Genomic DNA, 26,067 nt, shown 5'->3' with positions numbered 1-26,067 from the left:
TAAGAATATAATGTTTTATTAAATACCTAATGCTTGACCACCGCCTACTTGAATTGTTTCGGCAGTTAAGAAGGCGGCATCTTTACTCGCAAGGAATGATACTACACCCGCTACATCATCTGGCTGTCCAAGACGACCTAACATAATATTATTTGCCCATGAAGCAAACACTTCTGGCTTAGTCTCTTTAATTTGCTTGTGGAAAGGTGTATCAATAGTTCCTGGTGATACTGCATTCACACGGATACCATATTCTGCAAGATCCTTTGCTAGTGCTCTCGTGATTGTATGCACTCCAGCTTTTGAAGTACCATAAATACCTGCTCCTGGTCCACCTGCATTCCATCCAGCATTAGATGTATAGTTAATGATTGTAGGGTGATCTCCTTTCTTAAGGAATGGTATTGCTGCTCTAGAAGCAAAGAATACTGAGTCTAAGTTAAGCGCCATTACAAATCTGTAAAACTCTGTAGTCATCTCTTCAAATCTTGAACGACCACCTAGTCCACCAGCGTTGTTTACAAGTACATCTATCTTACCGTACTTCTCACCTATTTTCTTGATATTTTCTGTTACAGCTTCATCATTAGTAACGTCAAAGCCATAATACTCGGCAGTAATACCTTCTGCCTTAAGCTCCTCAAGTCTTTTTGCACCATCTTCATCTTGAATTCCGTTAATTACAACGGTATATCCATCGTGGCCTAGTCTTTTTGCTACTGCAAATCCTATTCCTCCTGTGGCTCCAGTTATGATAGCTACTTTTCCTTTATTACTCATAATATTAATTTTTACTTTTTATTATTATCTATTTGATTTAAGAAGTTCAATTTTAGGAATCAATATCCATACACTTGCTATTACTATAAATGCTAATGCTGCGCCTATTACAAATGCTGGTGTATAATTACCTCCTACTGTTAATTTAGGCACTAGTGCAACGAGACCTGCTCCTGTGAGTTTTGCTGCTGTTCCTGCAAAGCCTGAAAGTGTACCTACTGTCTTTTTACCGTACAAATCACTTGGTAGTGTTTGTACATTTCCTATTGCTGTTTGAAACCCAAAGAGCACTACTGCCATAATCAATACAGCTGCTATAGGTGATCCTGGATTTGACAAAGCAAGAAGTGCTGGAAGCATAATAATACAACCAAGAGTAATTACCATCTTACGGGTTTTATTAATATTCCATCCTGATTTCAATCTATTTTGCGCTAATAAACCACCAAACCAAGCTCCAAACATAGCTCCTACATAAGGAACCCAACCATAGATACCTATCGCTTTTACATCCATACCATACACTTCTGAAAGGTATATAGGGATCCAAAAAACAAACAGCCACCATATTGGATCTATCGCCGCGGAGGCAATGATAACTCCCCAACTTTGCTTTTTAGATAGCAACTCTCCTACAGGAGGGTTATACTCCCTTAGTTTTTCATCTTTCTCTGTCTCTTCTTTTATTTTTTGACCTTTTAAAATATGCTGCTTTTCTAGTTCTGTTAACCACGGGTGACTCTTAGGTGGTGCTTTTACTAAAATTAACCAAGGAACTAACCATAACAATCCTATAAGACCGATGATTACAAATATCATTTGCCAACTAAAATAAACAGTCAAAAAAGCAATCGTGGGGATTGCAACGATACCGCCTATAGCCGCTCCAGAATTAAATAATCCTTGTGCAAACGCTCTCTCTGTGGCTGGAAACCATTCGGCATTTCCTTTGGCTGCTCCAGGCCAGTTTCCGGCTTCAGAAACTCCTAATATTGATCTGAAGATTGAGAAACTCAATACTCCATTTGCTAGTGCATGTAGTGCTGTAGCGATAGACCAAAATCCAATTGATAATACAAAACCAAATCGGGTCCCTACTTTATCAAAGATTTTCCCAAAAATGGATTGTCCAAAAGCATATGAAAACATAAAAACTACCGATATCAAAGCGTAGATTTCTTTTCTCTCTGTTGTAGTCTTATCTGGATATAAATCTTCTGCTATACTAGGCCATAAAACAACTAGAGCTTGACGGTCTATATAATTAATAACAGTTGCCAGTGCAATAAGCCCTACAACCCACCATCTTAGTCCTTTAAGTTTCATAAACTATAATTTTATATCTAATTAATTCTTTTAAATAAGGCAAAAAATCACCCTAGCCATGCGTAGATGACGTTCAATTTTTTCAGTCTTTTCTTGAGTTTTACGCTTTCGCGAAAGCGTATTTCGTCACTTAAATATTATAGCAATATTGATACAGTGCTTTGAAGTGTTTTTTCATCATTGCTTTTGCTTCTTGAGGATTTTGTTGCTCAATTGCGAGGTAGATTTTCTCATGCTCTTCTATAGCCGATTGTGACATTCCGGAATCACAAACATGATATTTTTCAAAATTTGTAATAATTTCTGGAGTAATAATCAGCATGAAATTGTTCATTGTACTATTACCAGATGCCTTTGCAATGGCAAGGTGAAAGAGCAAGTCTTCTTGAACCGCATCTTCACCATTAATTACTTTTTCTGTGTAAGCGTCTAGCGCTTGTCGCATTTTTTTAAGATCACTATCTGTACGCCTTATTGCAGCCAGTCTGGCAGTTTTAAGTTCTAATAGAATACGTGTTTCGACTAACGATTTGAAGTCTGGATCTTCAAGTTTAAGAATATCATCTATCATCCCATTAAGGGCAATCACACCTATGTTTGCCACAAAAGTTCCACTCTGAGGAATCGATTTAAGAATACCATAAAATTCTAATTTTTGAATAGCTTCTCTCACACTACTGCGAGTCACTTCAAACCGATCAGAGAGCATACGCTCAGAAGGTAACTTATCACCAGGCTCCAGATTTTTCAAATTTATTATATCTCTAATTTGACCAATAATCTCTAAACCTGTATCCTTATTTTCTGTCGTCTTTGTACGTGTCTCCAGTTTCATATCGTAACAATTTAATTCCTAAAATAATTCTTCTTAATTCTTAAAACAGTAACTTAAAATCTATAGAAAGTTATTGATTTATAATAGATAACAATGTGATTTATCATTTTAATTAATGCTCAACCTCTATATTGTAGACTCTAACATCTGCAAATGCATTCTCGTCTCTTGTTTGAAGATAGTTTCCAACCTTAAAGTAGTTTTCAAAAACACCCCATCGTTGCATGTGTACATCTTCATAAGTTTTATACTCTTGACCATTAAGAGAGATTACCATTTTCCCTTCTTCTACTTCTACCTCAATAGTAAATTTTTTAAAACCTACCTTTTGTTCAAAATTAAAACCTTCATCATCAACCCACGATTCTTTTTTTAGAATTTCTACAGGTCCAATATTAGAAGTTCTCAATTTCTTTGTTTTTACTCTTATTTTACCATTCTGCCAATAAATTTTTAAAATAGGAGGCGCATTATTATCTTTCTGTCCAATCTCATCACGCTGCTCATTAGTAAGTCTACCGTGTATCTGCGTGATAATTGTTTTGTGATACTTACCATTCTCATCACGAGAAATTTTATCCATGGCCATTTTCACTTTAAGTTTACCGCCTTGTGCAAAAGTCCAGTTTACAGAATTATTACCTGGCACCATCTGCTCTCTGAGCTCTGACCTAGAATATTTTGTATTTGTAGTGGTCTGTGCAGGTACTGCATGAAAAACAAGAGCTCCTTTTGTAGAGTCATTGTACATGTAGGGTTTTAAAACTTCATTTGTGGCATAATTCAAAATCTCTGGAGGATCCACTTCAATAATCTTCGGCTCACCTACTGGAATTGTTACTTTCCAGTGAGATAGATCTACCTTTGGTAACTTATATTTTTTACGTTTTTTCTTCCTTTTTGATATTTTACTAGTACTAATTTCATCTCGCCCAGAAGGTGAGTTACCATTATTTTCTGAAGTTTGCCCTAAAGACAAACTTGCAGAAAGTAATAGTGTGCATAATATTATAAAAGTCTTCAACATCGTTTTATTATTGTACTGCTGCAGTAAAATTGTCTACTCTTGCTTCGACACTAGCATTATAAATTAGAATACTTACCGTGCTACTCACGCCTGAGTTGAAATTAAGCGTTGTAAGAGTGTAGTCTTCTTCTGATCCTGTAAATTCTACAATTGCAGCTCCTTGTGCTACAGTAAGATCTGTATAACCTCCACCTGGTAAAATAGCAACAGTTGCTTCTCCTCCTGCTCCTTCTAATCTATAAGAGTACGTAATAGTATAATCTGTGTTAGGAGTCACCTCAATTTCTTGGTATGCAATTCTGCTTCCGTCACTTGGAAATTTTGCTGCTTGACTTCCATCAGGAACAGAAGAGCTTGTATTAATCTGGATAACGCCTCCTAAGTCAGAATTTCTCCAAGAGTCACGTCCATCTCCAGTACCATCTGGCAAGGAGTTATCTTCAAAACTAGCTTCTAGTATTACTGGAATAATCGCATCTGGTTCTTCTGGCTCAATTACCTCAATATCTGATGAAAATGTACTTGTTATACCTAAAGCATCTGATGCTGTTAGCGTAATCGTATATACTCCTTCAGCAGCATATTGATTTTGACCATCAATTGTCGTTGACGTATTACCATCTCCATAATCCCAACTATATGCTGTTGCGCTTGTTGAAAGGTTGGAAAACGTATAAATATCAAAGTTATTTACATCTCTTGTAGCAGAAAAGTTAGCTTCTGGAGGCATTGTATCTGCGCGACTTCCCGCCTCTGGAAGATCTAATTCATTCTCACAAGAAACTGAAATAACCATACCTATTAAAAGAAAAACGAATTTTCTTGGTGTTATAAAATATCTCATAGTATTATTTTTATTATTAGTAGCCAGGGTTTTGTGTTAATAGACCATTACTCAAGTTAACCTCAAACTGAGGAAGTGGTAATAAGAGATCTGTAGCACTAAAGCTATGTCCGTTGGCATTAGAAAAATCAGTTAGTACTTGTTGTGCTGTTCCAAATCTTTTCAAATCATGTATTCTATGATTTTCAAAAGCTAATTCAACACGACGTTCTATTAGTAATTGCTCTGATGTAACTTCTTCTACAATATCAGTTAAGCCTGCTCTGTTTCTTACTTCTTGAAAAGATTCTAAGGCGTTTGATGATTGAGTTACTGCACCTCCAGCTAAAATAGCCTCGACATGCATAAGTAATACATCAGAATATCTAAGAATAATCCAATCATTACCTGCACTTGTAGGATCTGAGCTTGTAGGCTCAATTCCTAAACTCGCATCACCATTAGGTAAATACTTTACCACTTGTGTTTGTGTAGGCTGTCCTGCATCTACTCTCTTTGAATATTGTGCTCTATCTCCTCCAAACTCATCTAATGCGGCAATTGCCTCATCTGTCACATAATTTACACCACTCGTACGACCAACACCGTTAAGCATCTCTGCCGAAAAGTTTTGACTATCTAGTGAAGAACTTGCTACATAACCAACAGTAAAAATGTTTTCACCATTTGCTTCGTTATAAAATACTTCTCTAAAATCAGACTCAAGAGCATATTCTTGACTTGCTATAATTTCCTCTAGTAAACTCTGAGCTTCTCCATAGTTGCTTCTTTGCGTTAAATACACTTTGGCTAAGATTCCTTGAGCAGCAGCTTTTGAAGCTCTATTTGCAGTAGTCGTACTTCCTAACTTAGAAGCCGCAGATTGTAAGTCTGCTACAATAAAGCTATAGATTTCACTAGTAGGAACGCGTGTAAATTGTGTCTCTACATCTTCTATTGAGATTGGGCCGTCTATTAATGGTACATCTCCAAAAGAACGTACAAGATTAAAATAAGCTAGTGCCCTCATAAAACGAGCTTCTCCTTCAATACGGTCACCATCTGTAATTGCTAGGTCAATATTTTCAAGAACTAGATTTGCTCTTGTAATGACGCTGTACATACTACGGTAGTAATCAAACACAAAACCATTAGTAGGCTGTACTGTGAAGTTATCAAACTGTCCTGCCTCTCCTTCTCCACTTTTTGACCTTGTGTTATCACTTAACATTTCTGTTACATAAAACTCTATTTGCTGCCCATGATTAAGATTGTTATTTGTAATCTCAAGACTATTAACTCCTTGAAGCGCATCGTAAACTGTAGTAAGAACAGATTCAAGATCACTTTCATTTGTTGGAAAAGTATCACCTACTAACACAGCTGTTGGTACAGGCTCTAAAAAATCGTCACCGCAAGAGGCAAAGCTCACAACAACTAATAACATCATTAAAAATTTATATGTTTTCATAGTTCTGTCTTTTAAATTTTAAAATTCTAAGTTTAATCCTAATGATATGGTACGAGCTATAGGATTTCCTCCACGCTGATATCCTACATTTAAAGCACCTTCATTTTGATATGATTCCGGATTCCATCCTGTATAACCATCTGCTGTGAAGTATAAAAGATTTTGTCCTGAAACATAAACCCTAGCACTACTTAAGCCTACTTGACTTATAAGATCTGAGTCTAATGTGTAACCTAGATTCAATGTGCGTAATGCTACGTATGATGCATCTGAGATGATAGCATCTGTAAAAATCTTTTGTTGTAAGAAATTCTGATCTGTAGCTACCTCAAGGTTTGTACCCTCACGACTACTGAAGTGATTAAATATATATTGATCTGCTATGTTACGCACTTCTGCTCCCCAGCTTCCTTGAAAGGTGAAGCTAAAATCAACATCTCCTATTTGAAAATCATTTGCTATACTCCATACAAGATCTGGAAAAGGGTCTCCTATAACTGTTTTATCATCATCATCAATTAAGCCATCTCCATTTAGATCTCTTACATATACATCTTGAGCTTCTCCACCTACCACTGCGTAAGGATCTGTTATAAATTCTACAGGCACCTCTCTATCTACTACAAAACCGTAGAAAGAGGATATAGGCTGTCCTTCTAGTGTAATCCACTCTGCAGCTCTTTTATCATCTACATTAGTAATAAGTCCGCTTGCCCCAGCAAAGTCTGTCAACTCATTTTCATTTGTAGATGCCAGTATTGTCGTTCTCCATGTGAATTTCTCATTAGTAATATTGCGAGTTCTCAATTCTACTTCAATACCTCTATTTACAACCTCTCCGCGATTTGCAAGTCCTTCTCTAAAACCTGTTGTAGTTGAGATAGGCACATTTAACAATAATTGGTCAGAAACTTTATTATATGCATCTATAGATCCAGAGATCCTACCATTAAAGAAACCAAAATCTAAAGCTACGTTTGTTTCGCTAGAACGTTCCCACTGCAAATCTGGATTTGCAACATTTATTGGAGCTAAACCACTAGAAACTTCGTTTCCAAAGACTGCAGAGTTAGGTCCATATAGTTGTAAAGAAGGGTACAACTCAATATTATCAGAAATTACACCACTACCAAGACTAATATCTTTGTTTCCTGTAAATCCGTAACTTCCTCTTAGCTTTAAATCGCTTATTACATCACTCTCGCTTAAGAAATCTTCTCTAGCAAGGTTCCAACCAACAGACACTGCTGGGAAATAACCATATTTATTGTTTACACCAAAAGATGAATGTCCATCTGTTCTTAAACTTGCAGAAGCTAAATATTTATCTTCAAAAGAATAATTAACACGTCCAAAGAAAGAAACTAAACGCTCCTCTGTATTATATGAAATATTTTCTATTACAGATGTACCTCCACCTAGGGTTTGTATTAAATCGTTTTCAAATCCATTTACACCAATAGCGCTATACTCGCGATCCCACTTCTCTGCCGATGCTCCAAGAATAGCACTTATATTATGCGATCCAAAAGAGGTATCGTAAGATAATAATCCCTCCGTTAAGATGTGAATTTGATCAAACGTATCAAGATCTAACTGCGCTGCAGAAGCTCCGTTACGACTAGCTTCAACACCTTGCCAGCGTCTTTGCTTTCTGTTTTGATAATCCCCACCTAAGGTAGCTTTGAAGCTAAGACCTTTGGCTAGTTCGTATTTTCCATAGAAGTTACCGTACATTCTAAACTGCTCATCTGTTCTATGTCTTTCTAATACTTTTGCAGCAGGATTTTGGTTACTTGTAGTACTTATATCTACTAACTCGCTTCCGTCTCCAAAAAGATCATAGTTATCAAAGTGACGCTCTTGAGCATAATCACCTATCTGAACATTTGGAAAGACATTGCGATCTACATACTGAATTGAATTTTCATCGTGATACGTAGGCAACCAAGGTTGTTGTCTTAAAATATCATGTGTAGAACCATCAAAACGTCTTCTGTTTGTGTATGACGGAGCAATATTTGCTCCAAAAGAAAACTTATCATTTACCTCTGTATCTACTTTTAATCTAAAGTTATATTTTTTGAAATCGTCGGTAAGAAGTACACCTTCATCATGTAAATAAGAAAGTGATGTATTAAATTTTGTTTTCTCACTACCTCCTCTAGCACTTAGAGAATGACTCTCTATAATACCACCGTCAAAAATGCGATCTTGCCAAGACTGATCTATACCTATAAGCTCTCTATACTGAGAACGCAAAGAAAGTTCGCCAGTTTGTGCGAGCTCTTCTGCATGTGACTTTGCTACACTTATGTCATAAGCATCACTCTGTCTAGCTTCTTTAAAACCAGTAAAAGTGTTGTAGCTAAAACGAGTTTTACCTTCCTTACCTAGTTTTGTAGAAATGATAATTACACCACCAGAAGCTCGCGAACCATAGATTGCCGCCGAAGCCGCATCTTTAAGAACCTCAACAGATTCAATGTCATTTACATCTACTGTGTTTAAAAATTCGGCATCTAATACAACACCATCTACTACAAGAAGAGGCCCACTAGCTCCAGCTATAGACCCAATACCTCTAATATTGATAGTTGAATTTGATCCTGCTTCTCCTTCTGTAGCTTGTATATTAAGACCTGCTACTTGCCCTACTAAGGCTTCATTTGCGGTTCCTACAGCTATTTGATCAAGATCTTCATTTTTTACTTTTCCTACAGCACCTGTGATTTTTGTTCTAGATTGAGACCCATAGCCTATTACAACAACCTCATCTAGCGTTCCTGCATCAATTTTCAAGACTATATCTGCTCTAGTCTGTCCAGTTATCGTTACTACTTGTGGAGTAAAACCTACATATGTAAACTGCACTATATCGTTTGCGGTAACAGAAATCTCGTAGTTACCATCAAAATCAGTAGAAACTCCCGTTTGAGAATTGAGCACTGATACATTCACACCTGGGATAGGAGAATTCCCCTCCTCAGACACAACAGTTCCCTTTAATAAGTAACTTTCCTGCCCATACAGTAAAACACCGCACAAAAGAAAAAGGACTAAGGAAAACTTAGTTTTTACATTCATAATTAATGATTTAGATTAAATTAATTTGTTTTATTAAATAATCCTCAGAAACCTAGTAACTGTTCTAAACTCTGTATGCGATTTCATACATTTACAACAAGTAAGCTTACTGAGCTTATTTATACTTCGTACCAGAAGTAATAGTAAAGAGGACGGTGTCGAAGCTGTCCTTTTTTTTGGTTTACCAAACTGGTCAACCAAATTGGTTTACCAAATATGGGTATAATATTCTGTTAATACAAAAATTAATGTGTTAAAATATTAACTATTCCATAAAATCTTCTCTTATTGGCGAGAATACGTCAATTAATACCCCTGCTTCGGTACAAATTGCTCCATGTAATTCATGTGGTGGTATGTAAAAAGAATCACCTCCTTTTAGTGTTTTAGTCTTACCATTTATAGTCACATCAAAAGATCCACTTTCTACATAAGTAACTTGTGAGTGGTAATGCTCATGCATAGGTCCTATTCCGCCCTTCTCAAAGTGCACTTTCACAAGCATGATTTTGTCATCATAGCCCATTATTTTACGTTTTACTCCTTCTCCTACAACTTCCCACTCAATGTCGTTGCCTTCAATAAATTCTTTACTTGCTCCAAATGATTTCATATTTTTAGTTTTTAATTTGTTTTAAAGTGTAATTACCTTTCCAGGTGTATGTTTGATTTGATAGGGTTATTGAATGTTCCGCTTTCGCGAAAGCGTTATCTACCAACACCACAAGTTGCTCCTCCCCAGATTGCATGGTGATTTTAATGGCTAAGTATCCTTCTGGAGCATCAACCTGCGTCAGTGAAGCTATTGAGGCATATGCATCCTGAGCTTTTTCTGTAACCGCATTATAGGTACCATGGGATTCTATTACTTGAGCATACACTGCATTTTTTACTCCAGTTTTACGATGTATCAACATAGGATCCCTGCGTAGATTAAACAGTGGATCGTTTGCACCCACACGACCTAAAATGAAAGTATCCTTGGTCCCTGAAAGTGAAGTAACACTATAGAATCTATTATTATTGAGCCACGTAAACTGGCTACTACTAGCCTTAGGACTAGCTGTTGCTTCTTTCCATATGTGTTGATAACCGCTTGCTGTCCCTAATGGACGTAGTGTTCCTTCCTGCTGTAAATCAAAACTAGTTGAGATAACCTGTCCATGATAATAGATTGGTAAGTCTATCTGATGGGCTTTATTGCTCTTTATTTGATTAATATCTATTATATATGGCTTGTTACCACCTTCTGGTGTTACCATCATCATAGTGCGTGTAATTTCTGTTCCAGGATAAGCATTCTTTTCAGAGGCACTTACTACTTGTAGTTTTTTATCATTAGTGTCAAACGTGAGAATCTCAGGGTGGTGTTTTGAGCTTTCCTTAAAACTTCCTTTAAAGTGTGATGTACCATCAATCACCACTGTATTATGAGCAATGGTTTGTTTGGCCCAGGTCGTATTTTCTTTTAAGTAACCGCCACCATTCTTTTGCTCGATGTTTACATAACGCGCAAGACCATAATCTTGTAAAATCTCCTCCCCATTTTCGTAAAGAGAATAAGCGAGTTTATCAAAATGCCCATGACTAAGCCCGTGACTAGCATTTTTCATCACTAGCGCCATCGTTCCTGGACTATAACTTGCTCTTAAAATAGCAACACCACCTTGATCTCCCTTTGAGCCATCATGTAGTAACACAGATTCTTTTGTAAATGGAATTGCTTTACCCGCCTCAATTGCCTGAGCTACGGCAAGACCGGTAATATCAAGCTCTACTTGTCCTTGCTGCTGCGCTACCGATAGTAAACGTGCGTCTTGATTCCCATAATAATAAGCAATATCTACTGCAGATACTAAGGAAGCGGTATTATAAGACATTCCTTTTTGCCCATCATTGAGAGGAAAAAACTCACCATCTTGATCGGTGAGATTGAGTAGTGCATCTACTGCTTTTATTAAAACTCCGCCATTGTATTCAAATATTTTCAGCTCTGGTTTTTTGGTTTCTAACGCTTTCGCGAAAGCTAAAAAAGGATACATCGCATATCGCTGATAGTACGGTCCTTCTGTATAATAACCATCTGGCGAAAATGGCTCATCTAGATTTGCTAGAAACCCTGTTTTTTGACCCTCAGCCTTTATGAGTCCGCCATCATTATCCATCGCGGTCGCCGAAATACTATCGTTTTTGATGCCGTACAATGCGCGGTCTACAAGCTCATCATCATCCATCACTAAACCTATCATACCTACAGCGACAGTACCCCAAGTACTATGATTATGTATACGGTTAAAAAATTGTGGTGTTTCTACAGAGAGAAAATCTGCAAATGGACGAAATAACTTAGTATCGAGAATCTTACGATCTTCTTCTGGTATCCAACTACGTATGGTATCATATGCTTGGCTCATGTGCACTAGCCAGTTTGCATCATTGAGACATTGCCAAAATATCTTCCCTCGTGAGTACGATCGCTCTTGTGGATGACGTGGTAATGAAGGATACATCTCTGCATATTTCATCAAAACATCTCTCGTATACTGTGCATATTTCTCTTCTCCCGTGAGCTGAAAAATCACTCCTGCCTTATGAAGTATGGTATAATTTAATTTATGCTGTGTGTGGGTATAACCTCCAGCCATATCCTTTGGGATAGGCACTTGTATACCTTTTTCCATAGCCGCATCTACTTCTTGTTTTGCCGCAGCTAGCGAACTATCAAACAACGGAACGCTCCCTAACTTAGCTCTAATATCTTTAACCTCAGTTGCGGTAAGTACTACATTTGGGTTTGTGCCACTCGCTGTAGCAACAGATGTGTCATTTGTTACTGCCTGCTCATCACAAGAAACGAATAAGGTCGAAAGTGTGATACCAACTATAAGAGCCGTATTTCTGCTAATTAATTTCATAAAGTCTTACTTAAATTTATATTCTAGCAGAGCTGCGGGAGCTAGCGGCTGAGATATGTTTTGTTTTCCTTGGGTAATCGTAACAGTAGTCGTCTTATCACTTAATAGGGTAATAAATAAACGCTTGTTGTCTACTTGCGCCATCACATCGGCCTCTTGTGAAAAATCAATAATCACATCGCCTATTGTTAATTGGGAAGTAGCAAAAGATATGTTAGTATCATCCTTAGATAAGGTGATACTATTGTTTTGAGTATCGCTAGTAGTAATAATTAACCAACCGGAAAATTCGCTACCCATGCTATCTTCATGTATCCTCTTATCGTAGGTGTCAAATGGATAAAGCACCGTCACAAAACTGAAGTTATCTGTAGCTGCTTTTTGCACCACAGACCACTCTTTACCACGTTTACCGTCTGTAACTACTTTATCTACGGCTTGTAGTTGTAAAATGTCCATTCCGCTTCCATTATCAAAAGTAGCTCTAAGTAACTCTGGGCTATGCTCACTACTATAATGACCCTGCCATACTTGCTTGTAAGTATGTGGAGCCTCTGATTCAAAATTATCTTTTACAATCCAGAATTCATTCTCAACATTTATCACCTGTCTACTATAGTTGACACCTACATTTTCAAATCCGTTATGCGAACCCACAAAAACATCTGCTGTAACATTTGCGCTCCATCCTAAGACCTTTGGCATAGGAAGTTCTTTAAATTTCCCGAAGCCGCTTCCACCTTTATTTGAAGTGTATTGCTTGCCTTGCAGCTCGTTATCTACAAACGCCACATTCTTTACCATACTATTTTTAAAGAGCTCAAGGTCTTCTAGCGAGTAACGTACTTGGTAGTTAGGTAATACTACCTTTCCATTTGCCATTGCTTGAATACCCAGCATATCTCCATGCTGATGGTCAGGCTTATCTGCATCAAGTCCGGCAGCTATAACAAGCATATTATCTTGGTCATTCCAGCCTTCCCTCATGATATAATACCCAGTGTTTTCAAAAGCATAAGATCCTACTTGAGGCGCTGTAGCTTTAATCTCTTTTAAACCACCTAGTTGTTCCTTACTTAAATTCCATAAATATTTAGGCTTAACCGTGCTTTTTGCAAAGTATCCCATCTCAGGATCATCAAATAAAAGATACCCCAAGGTAAGTGTTCCAGAAATGTCATTTTTCTCTGCCCAAGGTGCATCTGTATCATCAGATAGTACTGGTGCAGATTCGTCTGGGAAAGCGATTTTAGTAAGTGTAGTAAAAAGAGATTTTAAACGTTCTTCCCAGATGGCGCTTACTTTCTTATTGCTTTTTTGAGCGAGTTGATAGATATAAAAGTAGTTATCAATATCGCTTTGATGATAATGAATGGTACGTTCAAATTGAAAGCCATCCTCATTGATCTCGCGCTGCAAGTGCTGCTCGAGAATACTCATTGCCCTTTCATACCATAAATCTGCATCCTGAAAATCACTGAATATAATAGCAAGCATAGCCAGCGCACTTAATCCTCTCGTTTGGTGATTACCAGATTTAAACTCGGCATTATTCTCATATAGGTGTGAAGCGTGTTGCAACAATGTTGCTACCGTAGTAAGCTGCTCCTCATCTGAATATGCTTTCTCCCCTAGAAATGAATTATGAATTTGCAACCAATTAAGGATTCTGTAACCAGATCTAAAGGCTTCATAAACTCCGTTTCCATCGGGAATGGTTTCATATTCACCTGCGATTAAAGCGTCATTGAGTGACTGCAGCTGGCCTGTGAAGTAATCAATGTATTGTGCATCTTTATCCTTGTAGCGATAAAGAAAGGAAATATCCACCATTTTATGCTGTCTCGCTAGGTGCCTAAGACCGTATGCATTTATAGGAGTATCATTTTTATAATTAAAAGGTAACTTCCAGTGCGTACTGGCATCAAATTTATCTAAGTGATCTTGAGCACGAGTAGAATGAGAAACTTCCATCGTAGGATACAAGGATTTATACTCCTCAAAACGATTATCATTCTCTGTCCAGTGGTAGAAGTAACGATCTTGAAAAACAGTTCTAAAATGAGCAGCAAGCGCCTCTAGTGAGTCATCATCAAGTTCATCTTTAATCTCTTTTTTTAGATAAACAGCAAGGTCTTCTACAGCTACCACCTCATCTGATGGTAATTGCTGAGAGCAAAGCGCAAGTGAGAATAAACAAAAACACCACTTCAATAAAGGGAACCGTTGTGGCTTTTGCATTAGTAAACCAGTTTAAGTTTCAGATTTTGAACTACTTTTATTTCACCAGAGTTAGACACTGTATTGTCTACTGGCTCTTGACCTTTTTCTCCCCAAAGAACCGCGACATACTTCACACGATTATTTGTAAACGTGTTATTTGCTAGAGTAACATTTACAATTCCTCTTGTTTGTAATAATATATTAGCGTTATCACTAGCACCACATTTTGTAAATGCGTTACCAGTAACCACCAGGCTTCCACCTATAGTAGACTCATCATAACCTCCACGGTAATAATCTAGCACGTCACTAGCCACGTTTTCAAACTGAGAATCTTGAATAAACACAAAGGCAGCATTATAATCTCCTTTATCATTTACTTCTTTATTGAGCTGGATACCACGCTGCGTGTTTTTAATCACACTCTTTTTAACCATAATAGTATCAGCAAAAGATGCTTTACTCGTTTCTAGCACACTTTTAAATCCGTCTACCTCAACGTTGTCTAGCCACAGCTCATAAGACTGTCCCATGTTTTTATCAAGGGTTGCAAAAGCATCTGTAGTTGACGTTCCTTTAAGTGAAATGTTTTTGAGCTTGAGTTTTGCTCTTGGTTGTAGCTCAAAACCTTTGGCAGTGTTACTAAATGTAAGTACCGGTTTTTCTGAAGATGAGGATTGAAGAGTTACCGCTTTCGCGAAAGCGTACTTTTCATTAATCTCATAATTACCAGCACTAAGCTCAATAGTATCTCCATCATTACTTGTCGCAACAGCCTCTGTAAGCTCTGCTGCAGTTGATACTTTTATTGTTTTTCCTGCTTGCTTTTCTGGATGTGGGTTGAACCATGACGTCCCATAATTAGTTACGTCGAGCAATGCCGATGCACCCGTGCTAGCACCTGCAATTGCCCCCACTTTATTAGTGGACGCTCTTTTATTGCCAAAAATGTCAGTCTCAATCATATCAAAGTCAAACCCATTATACATCTCAGTCTCTAGTGATTCTGGGGATTGGAAGATTTCTGTAGGTGATGATAATGTTACTTCTTTAGTTAACAAACCGTCTGTTTGATAAGCACTTTTATTTTCTACATTGAGTATGTTATTTTTAAAAGTAACGCCAGTGATGCTATCGTAATTTTTGATGATTTCTGTAGTTTCAATATCTCCGTACACTAAGTTATTTGCCACAATCATACGTTCTGCACGTGCCGAGCGTATTTCTGAAGCTGGAAGCACTTCTGCCTGACTTAGGTTTGCTCCTACTCCAAAATGCCAAGGCGTCTTTGTATTTATAAATGAATTGTGAGCTACTACCACATCTGTAACCTGATTATAACGATTAAGCGGGGACTTAGGAATACCATTCATTACTGCGAGCGGTGCGCGAAATTCATTTCCTTTTAAGTTATAGAAGTAGTTATTTACAATAAGATGACCTGTATTTATGACACGTATACCTCCTATAAACTCAGATGCATCATTACCTATAAATACATTACCATCTATGGTCGCATAATTACCGTGACGAAGCACTAGCGAACCTTCTGACTCAAAAAAGACATTATTTTTAAACGTATTATAATTAGACTTACTTGAGATAATCTCTACTTCTCCATTACACTTTTCAAAATAATTGTGTTCTACATTTACATAGCCCGGTGTCATAGACGTATAGCTATCGCCTAGTTGCATAGTTTCTGCACGAGGCCCGCCTTTTCTAGGACGTGGTCCAAAATGGTTATCCTTAATCTGATGATAGGTATTTACATTTTCATTTCCTTTTAAAAACACGCGAAGTGTAGGACCTTGATTTGTTTTACCAGTAATATAATTATGATCAAAAGTATTGTGCTGTCCCCATAATTCTATCCAGTGATTTTTACTATCACGATCTGGATTTGTAAAATCTTCTATTACACAATCTGTTACTTGCGAGTGATATGCAATCTTCTCATCATCTATTTTAAAACGTATAATGGCATTCTCTGTGGTATAACCATTTTTAAAATAAAGTCCTTCTACTACAAGGTGCTTCCCTCCTAGTTTAAGTGAAGAGTTTCCTTCTAAGATTACTTTCCCAGCATTTTCTGCCTTAAGAGTAATAGGATTTGCTTCAGTGCCTTCTCCGTAAAATTTAATAGCTAGATCTTTCCACACCCCATCTTTAAGACTGATTACATCTCCTGGCTTTGCTTCCTTAATTGCCTCTTTTAATTCATCTGGGGTAGTGACTGTCTGTGACAATGTAGGCGTAGGCTCCTTACAAGAAGTAAAGACAATAAGGCTACAAAGAAGAATAAAGAGATATCGAGTCATAAATATGTTGTGAGTACTAAGAGTACGCTTTCGCGAAAGCAAAAAACAATACACTTATATTAGAATTATCTAAAATTACTCATCTGCAACATCACTGTTTGAGCGTGAAATAATTTTAAATTTGAATTTAATGTAAATTGGTTATCCAAACTGGTTTACCAATTTACAATCTCAAATATATAGATAATTACGATACTCACAATTATTTACACAATTATTTGTCGAATTATAATAAAATATGGAGGTAATCACTTATTTCCTCACTCGAAAGTATTCCTAGCTGAATGTTAGAAAATAAGAGTAGATTAAAATAGCTACTTATTCAAAAGTTTTATTCAAATATAGGTGCAGATACAATACTACTTAGAAGTAGAATTACTAGCGCTCCAAGAATTATTATAATGATATAAAATTTACGATTGCTCATCTCAATGGTTATTGGTGTAATGCAATCAAAGGACTTGAAGATAAGGGTCCTAAATTTGTGATGGTTGAATGACCTAATCCGTATTTACGGAGAAAATCTGGCTTTTTATCAATCAAGCTAATGATATGGTTGCTATGTGTATTTGCAAACTCTTTGATGTCTGATGTCGTGTTGAGATAGTCAACTACCACTGAACTATTAGTAAGTGTTCTCAAGTAATAACACACCTTCGTCTGGTTACTTATCTGTTGATTAGTCATCTCGTTCATACTGTTGCTCACAACAATCTTGAGAGTACCATTCGAAAGTTTTACGATTTCATACCAGCTCTCTATTTCTTCTTCAGATACTTCAGATTTAAAATCTGACACTAATGCAAAAACTGGATTTCTTTTTTGTTTGGTAGCCGTAGGCATTATAAGAATAGGACATTCTCTTATTTCATCGATGATAAGACTGGTGCTTTTACAGTACATATTGACATCTCTATTTAATTTGTCCTTACAAGAAACTACCACAATATCTATTGCTAGCTCGGTGATGTTTTTTTTAATACCAGAGATAAGTCCGGTGCACTCTGAGATTGCATTAAAGCCGTGATTCTTATTTCTATTATTATAAGAATACTTTTTTATCAAACGACTTAGGCGTTCTTGCGATTCTTGTTTAGGACGTTCAAACCAATCCTCATCTGCTTGTAGTAGTTGGATTGCATTGAGACCTTGGACGTTGTAATTGTAGGTATTGAGAAAATAGAATTCACACACTTCTCGTTTAAAGAACTTGACAGCATAATCTATAGCATCACAGTTATGATGATTTAAATGAATAGGTATTAATATCTTTTTCATACGTCTATTGTTAGCTGCGTTTATATTTAGAGAGCGCCATGTAAATAACCTTTCTTAGTTGTTTAAATTCAATCATAAGATTGCTATACAAAACTCTTCTTCCCTCGTGTTCCTTTGCTCTTACTGTGTCATATGCTCTTGCGCTGTATTCATATTCTCGTTTTAATTCCTGCTCATATTTACACAATGATGCCATAACGAGGGTGTTTTTTCTTCTAAAACCCTGCAGCATTGCAGAAATGGTGCTATTTTTAATAAGTCGCTTTTCTATTAATTGCAGGTGATCAATTTCAAGATTAATACTTTCAATGGCGTCTATCCATTGGCTCAATTCAATGAGATCTTTTTCTATAAACAACCTTCTATAAGCGTCGAGTTTATGTGATAATATGGCGTCCAAGTAGTATTATTTTTAGGCATTATGCTGGTTGAGCTACTTGAGAAATTTTTCCTTGAAGCTCTTTAAAAAAAGTGTCCTTAAGTTTACGATACTTATCTATGTGAAAGAGGTACATTCTCCTGCATTTTTCATGCTCTTGTATAAACGTCATGTCACAATGAACATCCTCACACTCTATGATAGTATCTCGAGAAACCTTTAATTTTTGGAGTTCTACTAAGATCACATCATTATCTACTTGCTTCATTTCAAACCGCTGAGAGGTAGATTCTTGTTCTAATCTTTTTTGAGCTGGCTGTGCATTATAAAAATGTATAAGATTACTAAGCTCTTTACGTATGTAAGTAAGATGGTTAATCCAGTTATGAAGCTCCATCGTGTTAATTTGATGGGCAACATCTACTTCACTGTCATGAGCATAAATTTCTATATTTAATTCTTTCATAGTATATTTTTTTAAAGAACAACTTCCATATTGTGTTCTAGTGTATCTTGTATGACCTTTGTTATGGTGAGCTCTTGCATTCCGGAAGGAAACATCCAACTTATAATAGCACCTTCCTTATTACCAAATATTGCAGAACCCATAGGTGTGAGTACAGATACCTTACTTAATGCCACATCCTTATCTGCAGGTGCTACCACTTGTAGTGTTTTCTCCCAGCCTCGATCTGAGGACACTGTTACCTTGCTATTAAAGCGTATTACGTTTAAAGGCATATCACAGTCATCTACTATATGAGCACTTTTAAGCTCATTACTTAACCGCTGCAATGACTTTTGCGTTTCAAAATCATCTACATATCCCGAGATATTGAGTACGCGTTTTAAAAACACGTACTCTCTCTTTTCTAATATTAGACCATTACATTCCATATTATAGTGATTAGATATCCTTAAAATCAAGGAAAAATCCCTCGTTGTATGTAAGCCTTTTCTATTCTCTTTATGGCAATACAATAAGCTGCCGTTCTCATATCCATAGACTCGCTTTGAGCAAAAGCATGAACTTTTTTAAATGATTCTCTCATTTTTTTCTCTAGCTTAACCATCACTTCATCCAGTTGCCATAACTCTCCGTTACGGTTTTGTAACCACTCAAAATAACTTCCTATCACTCCTCCAGAATTACATAGAATATCAGGGATAATAGTTGCACCTCTATCTAAGAGTATACGCTCACCGTCACCGTTAGTAGGTCCGTTTGCACCTTCGGCAATGAGTCTTGCTTTTATAGTAGGCGCATTTTCTTTAGTAATTTGGTTTCCTAAAGCTGCAGGAATACAGATATCACAATCTGTTGCATAAAAATCATCTTGTGATAACATAGTAGACTCAGGAAAGTCCACAATGCTTCCATAATTTACCTTGCTATAATTAAAGAGATCCTCTACGTTAATCCCTTCTTTATTTTCAATCGTACCAAAAGCATCTTGAACCGCTACTAGCTTTGCTCCTTCTTGCTCTAGAAAATGTGCAGCCCAGTAACCTACGTTACCAAAACCTTGTACAATAAACTTCTTGTTGTCTAATGACTCCTCATTGCGCTCTGCCCAGTATTTTATTGTGAGATATACACCGTAACCTGTTGCACGATCACGGCCTTCTAGACCTCCACTCCCATCTGGTTTTCCCGTAACTACATGCTGGTTTGCGGTGCGCTCTGCAGGAGGGCGCGTACTCATATACGTATCTGCCATCCATGCCATGGTCTGGCTATTTGTATTTACATCTGGTGCAGGGATATCATGCTCTGGACCTATATTATCTGCAAGAGCAAACGTAAATCTGCGCGTAATACGTTCTAATTCTGTTTGTGAATATTTTGAAGGATCTAGCTGGATTCCACCTTTACCACCACCATAAGGAAGACCTGCAAGTGATGTTTTCCAGGTCATCCACATGGCAAGAGCTCTTGCTGCATCAATATCTACCGTAGGGTGATAACGTAAACCACCTTTATAAGGTCCTAAGGCATTGTTGTGCTGCACTCTATATCCTGTAAAAATCTCAACATCTCCATTATCCATTTTTACTGGAAAATGAACCACAATCTCATTGTTTGTGATGCTCAATATTTTTCTAATGCTAGGGTGAAGTTCAATATGATCTGCAGCACAATTAAACTGCTCCATCACATTATCCATCATACCTCTCACAGGTACTTTTGTACTCTTCCTATCTATAGTTGCTACTTCCATAATCAAAGCCACTAGTGGCTATTTATATATTATTTAAAAAGACGATTTGAAATACTTCTTTCCTTGTATTTCTCTGTGATATATTTACTTTTTGGTTTTTTGCTACCCGCTTTTTTTGGAGCTATAGCGCTTAACATTGAATTGAAATTCATCGTACTACTCTTTAAATTGTTTATTTTATACTGTTGTTTCACAAAGGTTAGGAGCAATAGCCATCTCTACAGATGATTTAAGTTCCTTTTACTTTGCTGTGATAATTGCAATCTATATGCCAGCACGTGTGCCAGAAAGATGCACAAATAGAAGAATGCAATGTTTACAAGGGTTTTCACGCTTTCGCGAAAGCGTAACAAGAAACCACAGCCGAGTAATAATTACCCAGCTGAGGAAAAATGAATCGGTACTTACTATTATTTTATGAAAAAATGGATAACATGCTGATACGGTAGCATGAGTATGAAGACACTTTTGAAAGAACCTGTTAATCTTCTAACTTACTACGCAAAGTCTTGCGATCTATACCTAGAATTTGGGCTGCTTTGGTTTTGTTATTTTCCATAGCACTGAGCACTTTCCTTATATGAATTTTCTCCATTTCCTTGAGGGAAAGTAAGCCATCCTCAGGAAAATCAATAGTATATTTAAGTGCTTCTGGTAGGTGTGCAACTTCCACGACTTTATCACACATAATGACAGCTCTTTGTATGATATTTTCGAGTTCGCGTATGTTACCAGGCCAGTCATAACGTTGTAAAATGGCTGTTGCTTCTGGTGTGATTTTTATAAAACGATCTTTAAACTCTACACCATATTTGAAGAGAAACTTTTCAATAAGCAACGGGATATCCTCCTTGCGTTCTCGCAACGGAGCGACATCGACCTCAACCACGGTAAGACGGTAAAAAAGGTCTTCTCTAAAAGTTCCTTTTTTTATCATCTCCTTGAGATCACTATTTGTTGCTGCGATAACGCGGACGTCTATTTTCTCAGGTTTTTGAGCGCCTACTTTTAACACTTCCTTTTCTTGAAGTACGCGCAACAATCGTGATTGCACGGCAGTAGATGCGTTACCTATCTCATCGAGGAAAATAGTCCCACCATTTGCCGCCTGAAAAAAGCCATCCCGATTTTTTTCGGCGCCTGTAAAGGCTCCTTTTGTGTACCCAAACAACTCTGACTCTAATAAATTTTCTGGGATACCGCCACAGTTTACAGCAATAAACGGTGCTCGCGAAAATTTACCTTGATAATGAATAGCTCTTGCTACAAGCTCTTTACCTGTACCACTCTCACCTTTTATAAATATGGTTGCTTTATTATCCTTTACACGCTCTATAATCTGGATAACACTATAAATCTTATCCGAGTTTCCTATAATTTCACCATAGGGTTTGTGCTGTGTGTTACTAGTAGACTGCGGTTCTTTGCGGTTAGTAGCTGCACTTCCGTCATCATTTACGAATGACTTATTAATAGCCGCTTTTAATTCAATTTTAGTAAAAGGCTTTGTCAGGTAGTCTACAACTCCAGACTTGATTGCAGCGAGGGAATCTTGCACAGAAGGATAGCCAGTCACTATAAGTTTAGGCAATTGCGGGTAATGCTCAGACACAAAATTAATGAGTTCTGTGCCATCTATTTCAGGCATTTTGAGATCTGTGATAAGTAAATCAATATGTGTATCACGTAGTATTTGAACTGCTTCCTTTACAGACACTGCCTTATAAGTATGATAGTTCCACGATTGCAAGTGACGCTGCAAGAGCTCTAAGATGTTGATATCATCATCTACTATTAATATGTTCTCTTTATTGAGTTGCATAGCGTCTTAAGATCTAGGTAGCATTACGGTAAATGTAGCGCCTTTGTCTTTATTATTTCTAGCTGTAATAGTGCCTTTGTGGCTCGCAACAATACCATGTACTACACTAAGTCCTAACCCAGAACCATCACCGGTAGGTTTTGTGGTAAAAAAAGGCTGGAACACTTTATCTAGCACCTCACTAGATAATCCTACGCCTTCGTCTTTGATTTTTAAAATAATAGATCGATCAGATTGCGATGCCGTGATGGTAACAAGTCCGTTTTCTGGTGAAAAATAAATAGCATTTATGATAAGATTAAAGATAATCTGTGTGATTTGAATCGTATCTGCTTTGAGCCATAATTCTTGATCATCGATATCTATCAAATAATTAACCTTCGCTTTTTTAAACGAAGCTTCTAGTAATGCTACGGCACTTTTAATACTAGGCACCATATTAAGCGCTTGCATTTCTTGCGGCATCTCGCAGGCAAAAAACATTAACTTTTTTACAACCTCACGGGAGAAAATAGCATTCTTTATAATCTTATCTAGATCTTCTGTTGCGCTTTCATTACTCGCTATATCTTCTTTTAAAAGCTCTGCAAATCCTAAAATATTTGCGAGAGGCGTGTTAAGTTCATGTGCAATTCCCGCAGTAATCTCACCTAGAATACCCAGACGATCTGCACGCTCCATCTGCCTCTTGAGAGAGGTTTCATTTTGCTGTATTTCTATACGCTCTAGTAGATTTCCTATTTTCTGAGCGACACTATCTAGTAATTGTTTTTCTTCTTTTAAAAAAGAGCTCTTACCTATCAAGTAGGCGGTAATCATCCCATTAGGCTTATTAAATACATGAATAGGCGCTTCTAGACATATGGCTTCATTGGCACGCTCTGTAATAGTGGACCATAATGAGGTCTCAATAGAAATCTCTGTATTGCTAGGATATTGAAAGCCTTTCTTTAAGCTAAATGCAATAGCATTGAGCGTTTCTTGCATTTGATCTACATCTGCATGTACGATAATAGAGGACACTTCATAAAGGCAAGTAAGCTCTTTAATCCTTTCTTTAAGTTCGTCTTCTGTAGTTGTCATACTCAATGGATTTCAATTATTTACAAGTAGCTACTATCTCTAAGAACGCAATAGCTTTTTACCTGTAGTGACAAAAGAAATTCCTTGCTGGCCGTAGGTACTTATCATAATCGCTTCAATGATAGGCTCATTTGTATTAGGCTCTATTTTCCAGTCGAAGATAAAGTTTGCACCCGTTCCTCCTTCTTTATCCACACCATCTATAACAATCTGAACGGTCTCCATAGGCTTGATAAAAATGGTCTTATCAAAATACACACGTATTGGCTCGCCATAAGTGTTATAATACACTGCCTTGTCAACATACACCTGCGCTTCTCGATTAGGATTATGCAAACTTATAGTCGCCGTTAAGTCTGCTTGATCATTTTCTGTACGTAAATATATTTGAGAATAAATAGAAAGAAAAGTACTCCCAGACTCGAGTGAATCACTAAGCGCGCTCTTGACTGTTCTCTTGTCCCAGTTCACTGGATCTACAGAACTTAGTGGCTTAGGTTCCTCACAAGAAAGAACTAATAGATATACTAATGCAATGGGAAGTAAATATTTCATAATAAGGTTGAGATATATGTAAGGTGTACGCACTATAATAGATAGGTACTACAAGATATCAAATTTCTGAATTTAAATTGGTATGAAGTGTTTGTATCTCTTGTTTTAGAGGGAATCTTTCTAAAAAATATAGTTGACTTTTTTACTAATAGAGATTAACTTGAAGTAGCTCTTTACATTAAGAATACTTTAGAAATTTACATATAAGTAAATTTCTAAATCAAGCTTTCGCGAAAGCGTAACAACTACTCAGTAAGGTCATAAGCATTTACAGCATCAGAAATTTCATAACCTAGACGTAACCCTTCTGTGCAGTCCATTCTCACATGTACTCCTAGAGGAAGCCTTGAGTAAGCGTTTTCTTGAGCCATTTCTGAAAGCGAACTATATTGTCTAGAAGCTCCTCTAAACTCGGCCCTACCTTCGTGTGTTTTGTCTGTAAAATTAATAGTATTTCCAAACTCATTGATAAATACCCCAGCTGCCGCCGAAGAAAATGCAGAATGCCCCGATGGATATCCTGGGAATGACGGGTTAGGCCAATTAATAAACCTATATAAATTGGTTTGATAAGTTGGGTCTATATGCTCTTGGATATATACACTTGGGCGCATCACCATATACTCATACTTATCTGCCCAAGTGGAAACAGCAGCATCGTTCAATGAAAAGCCTAGCTTTAAAAGCATTATAAGTGATTGCTCATAACTCACATCTAGCTGATCTATCAATTGATTTGCAATTGATATTTGACGACCAGGAGGACTTATCATGAGACCTTCTACATCGTCAGACCAGAACTCTGCTATCCATAGATCATCATTATCTTCTTCTCTTGCTGTATTGTTGATGGTATATACTTCCATCATTTCATTATAAAAATCACTATCTATGCTTGTACTATAATTGATTGTAGGCGGTATACTTGATGTCTCTTCTGACGATATTACAAACGTTCTTGCACTAGCCCAATAAGGAAACCAAGCTCTTTCCTCATCTGCACTGTAGGTCCAGTAGCCTTCACCTGCTGGAGGTTCATAAGCATAGGGTTGTGGTTCTATTATTTGAGATTCTGCTGCAGCGTCGGTTTGGCTGTATAAAATTACTTGTTCTGCAACATAGGTTCCCCAATCCATAGAATTTGTAATTACATCTGCACTTAAACCTTCTTGAAGTCTGATTTCTTGAGCATTTTTATGCTGGTCAATTTTCACATCCACATCTGATTGCACATTATACATGAAGTGATCAAAAACTAGTGCATAGCAAGTATTCAGAGCTACTTTAATGTCTACATTATCTGGGCGCTCACTAAAGTCAATAGTTAATCCATCAAGATTATTTACGTTAGACTGGTTTCCATCTACATCTGCAACTGCTACTTCATATGCCGCAAGATGTATATAAGCTAAGGATCTGGCAGTAGCAACAGGTCTCATACCATAGGCATATTGATCTACTTCTAACCAAAGCGTATTCCAGTCTGTAATGAGCTGTGTGGTTGGGTCTGTAACTATTATTGAAGTATCAATAATATCAGATACTGCTACATTTTGATTAAGACTCACATCATCTACATCATCTTGACAAGATTGAAATAAGAAGACAACAAGGAGTCCTAGTAGTAAAGGATTAATACATGAGATTCTCATAACGAATTATTTAAGCAGTGTATTACACATCTAATCACCATAAACTTAGCCGCAAAATACTATTAATAGGCTAGAAATAAATTTTTATTTCTTCAAATGATAGTCGGATTTTATTTATCAATATTAAATATTCTCAGCACAATAAAAAAAGCCTTAAAAATCTAAATGTCAACAAATTAGCCCAGCAAGTAAATATACAAGTACTAAAATTTAAATATAACCAAAACGTCGACGAAATACATTTATCGTCTACAAAATACACAATTTA

Annotated in this window: 20 protein-coding genes; all 20 read right to left on the bottom strand. The window is 36.9% G+C overall.

Annotated elements, in window-relative coordinates; genetic code table 11:
- Positions 1–18: 18 nt before the first annotated feature.
- On the bottom strand, positions 19–780 hold the full coding sequence (locus tag JM84_RS06760) for an SDR family NAD(P)-dependent oxidoreductase (RefSeq protein WP_013749801.1): 762 nt from the start codon (positions 778–780) through the stop codon (positions 19–21).
- A gap of 24 nt (positions 781–804) precedes the next feature.
- The gene (locus JM84_RS06755) at positions 805–2,106 is read right to left on the bottom strand and encodes an MFS transporter (RefSeq protein WP_013749802.1); all 1,302 of its coding nucleotides are present in this window, start codon (positions 2,104–2,106) and stop codon (positions 805–807) included.
- 130 nt (positions 2,107–2,236) lie between these two features.
- A complete protein-coding gene (locus JM84_RS06750) occupies positions 2,237–2,941 on the bottom strand; it encodes a FadR/GntR family transcriptional regulator (protein ID WP_013749803.1) in 705 nt (234 codons plus the stop codon).
- A gap of 112 nt (positions 2,942–3,053) precedes the next feature.
- Positions 3,054–3,968, bottom strand: a complete 915-nt coding sequence (locus JM84_RS06745) for a polysaccharide lyase family 7 protein (protein ID WP_013749804.1) — start codon at positions 3,966–3,968, stop codon at positions 3,054–3,056.
- Positions 3,969–3,975: 7 nt separating this feature from the next.
- Positions 3,976–4,812, bottom strand: a complete 837-nt coding sequence (locus JM84_RS06740; protein WP_013749805.1) for a PKD domain-containing protein — start codon at positions 4,810–4,812, stop codon at positions 3,976–3,978.
- Between the two features lie 16 nt (positions 4,813–4,828).
- Positions 4,829–6,262 carry a RagB/SusD family nutrient uptake outer membrane protein gene (locus tag JM84_RS06735; protein WP_013749806.1) on the bottom strand — a complete coding sequence of 478 codons (1,434 nt, stop codon included), beginning with the start codon at positions 6,260–6,262 and terminating at the stop codon, positions 4,829–4,831.
- Between the two features lie 18 nt (positions 6,263–6,280).
- Entirely contained in the window at positions 6,281–9,349 is a 3,069-nt protein-coding gene (locus JM84_RS06730) for a SusC/RagA family TonB-linked outer membrane protein (RefSeq protein ID WP_144783338.1), read from the bottom strand.
- A 265-nt stretch (positions 9,350–9,614) separates the two neighbouring features.
- Entirely contained in the window at positions 9,615–9,962 is a 348-nt protein-coding gene (locus tag JM84_RS06725; protein WP_013749808.1) for a cupin domain-containing protein, read from the bottom strand.
- 4 nt (positions 9,963–9,966) lie between these two features.
- Positions 9,967–12,264, bottom strand: coding sequence for an alginate lyase family protein (locus tag JM84_RS06720; RefSeq protein WP_144783336.1), 2,298 nt, complete (start codon positions 12,262–12,264; stop codon positions 9,967–9,969).
- A 6-nt stretch (positions 12,265–12,270) separates the two neighbouring features.
- Positions 12,271–14,505: a heparinase II/III family protein gene (locus JM84_RS06715; RefSeq protein WP_144783334.1), complete on the bottom strand. Its 2,235-nt coding sequence runs from the start codon at positions 14,503–14,505 to the stop codon at positions 12,271–12,273.
- Positions 14,505–16,808, bottom strand: a complete 2,304-nt coding sequence (locus JM84_RS06710) for a chondroitinase-B domain-containing protein (RefSeq protein WP_261375706.1) — start codon at positions 16,806–16,808, stop codon at positions 14,505–14,507. Before JM84_RS06710 ends, JM84_RS06715 begins: the two co-directional genes overlap by 1 nt.
- Positions 16,809–17,243: 435 nt before the next feature.
- Positions 17,244–18,086 (bottom strand): hypothetical protein, encoded by an 843-nt coding sequence (locus tag JM84_RS06705; protein WP_144783332.1) that lies wholly within the window; start codon positions 18,084–18,086, stop codon positions 17,244–17,246.
- Between the two features lie 10 nt (positions 18,087–18,096).
- A complete protein-coding gene (locus JM84_RS06700; RefSeq protein ID WP_144783330.1) occupies positions 18,097–18,486 on the bottom strand; it encodes a hypothetical protein in 390 nt (129 codons plus the stop codon).
- A gap of 19 nt (positions 18,487–18,505) precedes the next feature.
- Complete coding sequence (locus JM84_RS06695) at positions 18,506–18,931, bottom strand: hypothetical protein (protein WP_144783328.1); 426 nt, start codon at positions 18,929–18,931, stop codon at positions 18,506–18,508.
- Positions 18,932–18,942: 11 nt separating this feature from the next.
- On the bottom strand, positions 18,943–19,362 hold the full coding sequence (locus JM84_RS06690; protein ID WP_144783326.1) for a GreA/GreB family elongation factor: 420 nt from the start codon (positions 19,360–19,362) through the stop codon (positions 18,943–18,945).
- Between the two features lie 26 nt (positions 19,363–19,388).
- Entirely contained in the window at positions 19,389–20,687 is a 1,299-nt protein-coding gene (locus tag JM84_RS06685; protein WP_144785142.1) for a Glu/Leu/Phe/Val family dehydrogenase, read from the bottom strand.
- 481 nt (positions 20,688–21,168) lie between these two features.
- A complete protein-coding gene (locus JM84_RS06680) occupies positions 21,169–22,509 on the bottom strand; it encodes a sigma-54-dependent transcriptional regulator (protein WP_144783323.1) in 1,341 nt (446 codons plus the stop codon).
- Between the two features lie 6 nt (positions 22,510–22,515).
- Positions 22,516–23,592 (bottom strand): sensor histidine kinase, encoded by a 1,077-nt coding sequence (locus JM84_RS06675; RefSeq protein ID WP_144783321.1) that lies wholly within the window; start codon positions 23,590–23,592, stop codon positions 22,516–22,518.
- Between the two features lie 39 nt (positions 23,593–23,631).
- The gene (locus JM84_RS06670) at positions 23,632–24,147 is read right to left on the bottom strand and encodes a DUF3124 domain-containing protein (RefSeq protein ID WP_144783319.1); all 516 of its coding nucleotides are present in this window, start codon (positions 24,145–24,147) and stop codon (positions 23,632–23,634) included.
- Positions 24,148–24,392: 245 nt separating this feature from the next.
- Entirely contained in the window at positions 24,393–25,799 is a 1,407-nt protein-coding gene (locus JM84_RS06665) for a vanadium-dependent haloperoxidase (RefSeq protein WP_144783317.1), read from the bottom strand.
- Between the last annotated feature and the right edge of the window lie 268 nt (positions 25,800–26,067).

This window comes from Dokdonia sp. Hel_I_63, from assembly GCF_007827285.1.
Classification (GTDB): domain Bacteria; phylum Bacteroidota; class Bacteroidia; order Flavobacteriales; family Flavobacteriaceae; genus Dokdonia.
The sequence above is the reverse complement of the archived record's forward strand: the minus strand, read 5'-3'. Positions and strand labels throughout refer to the sequence as shown.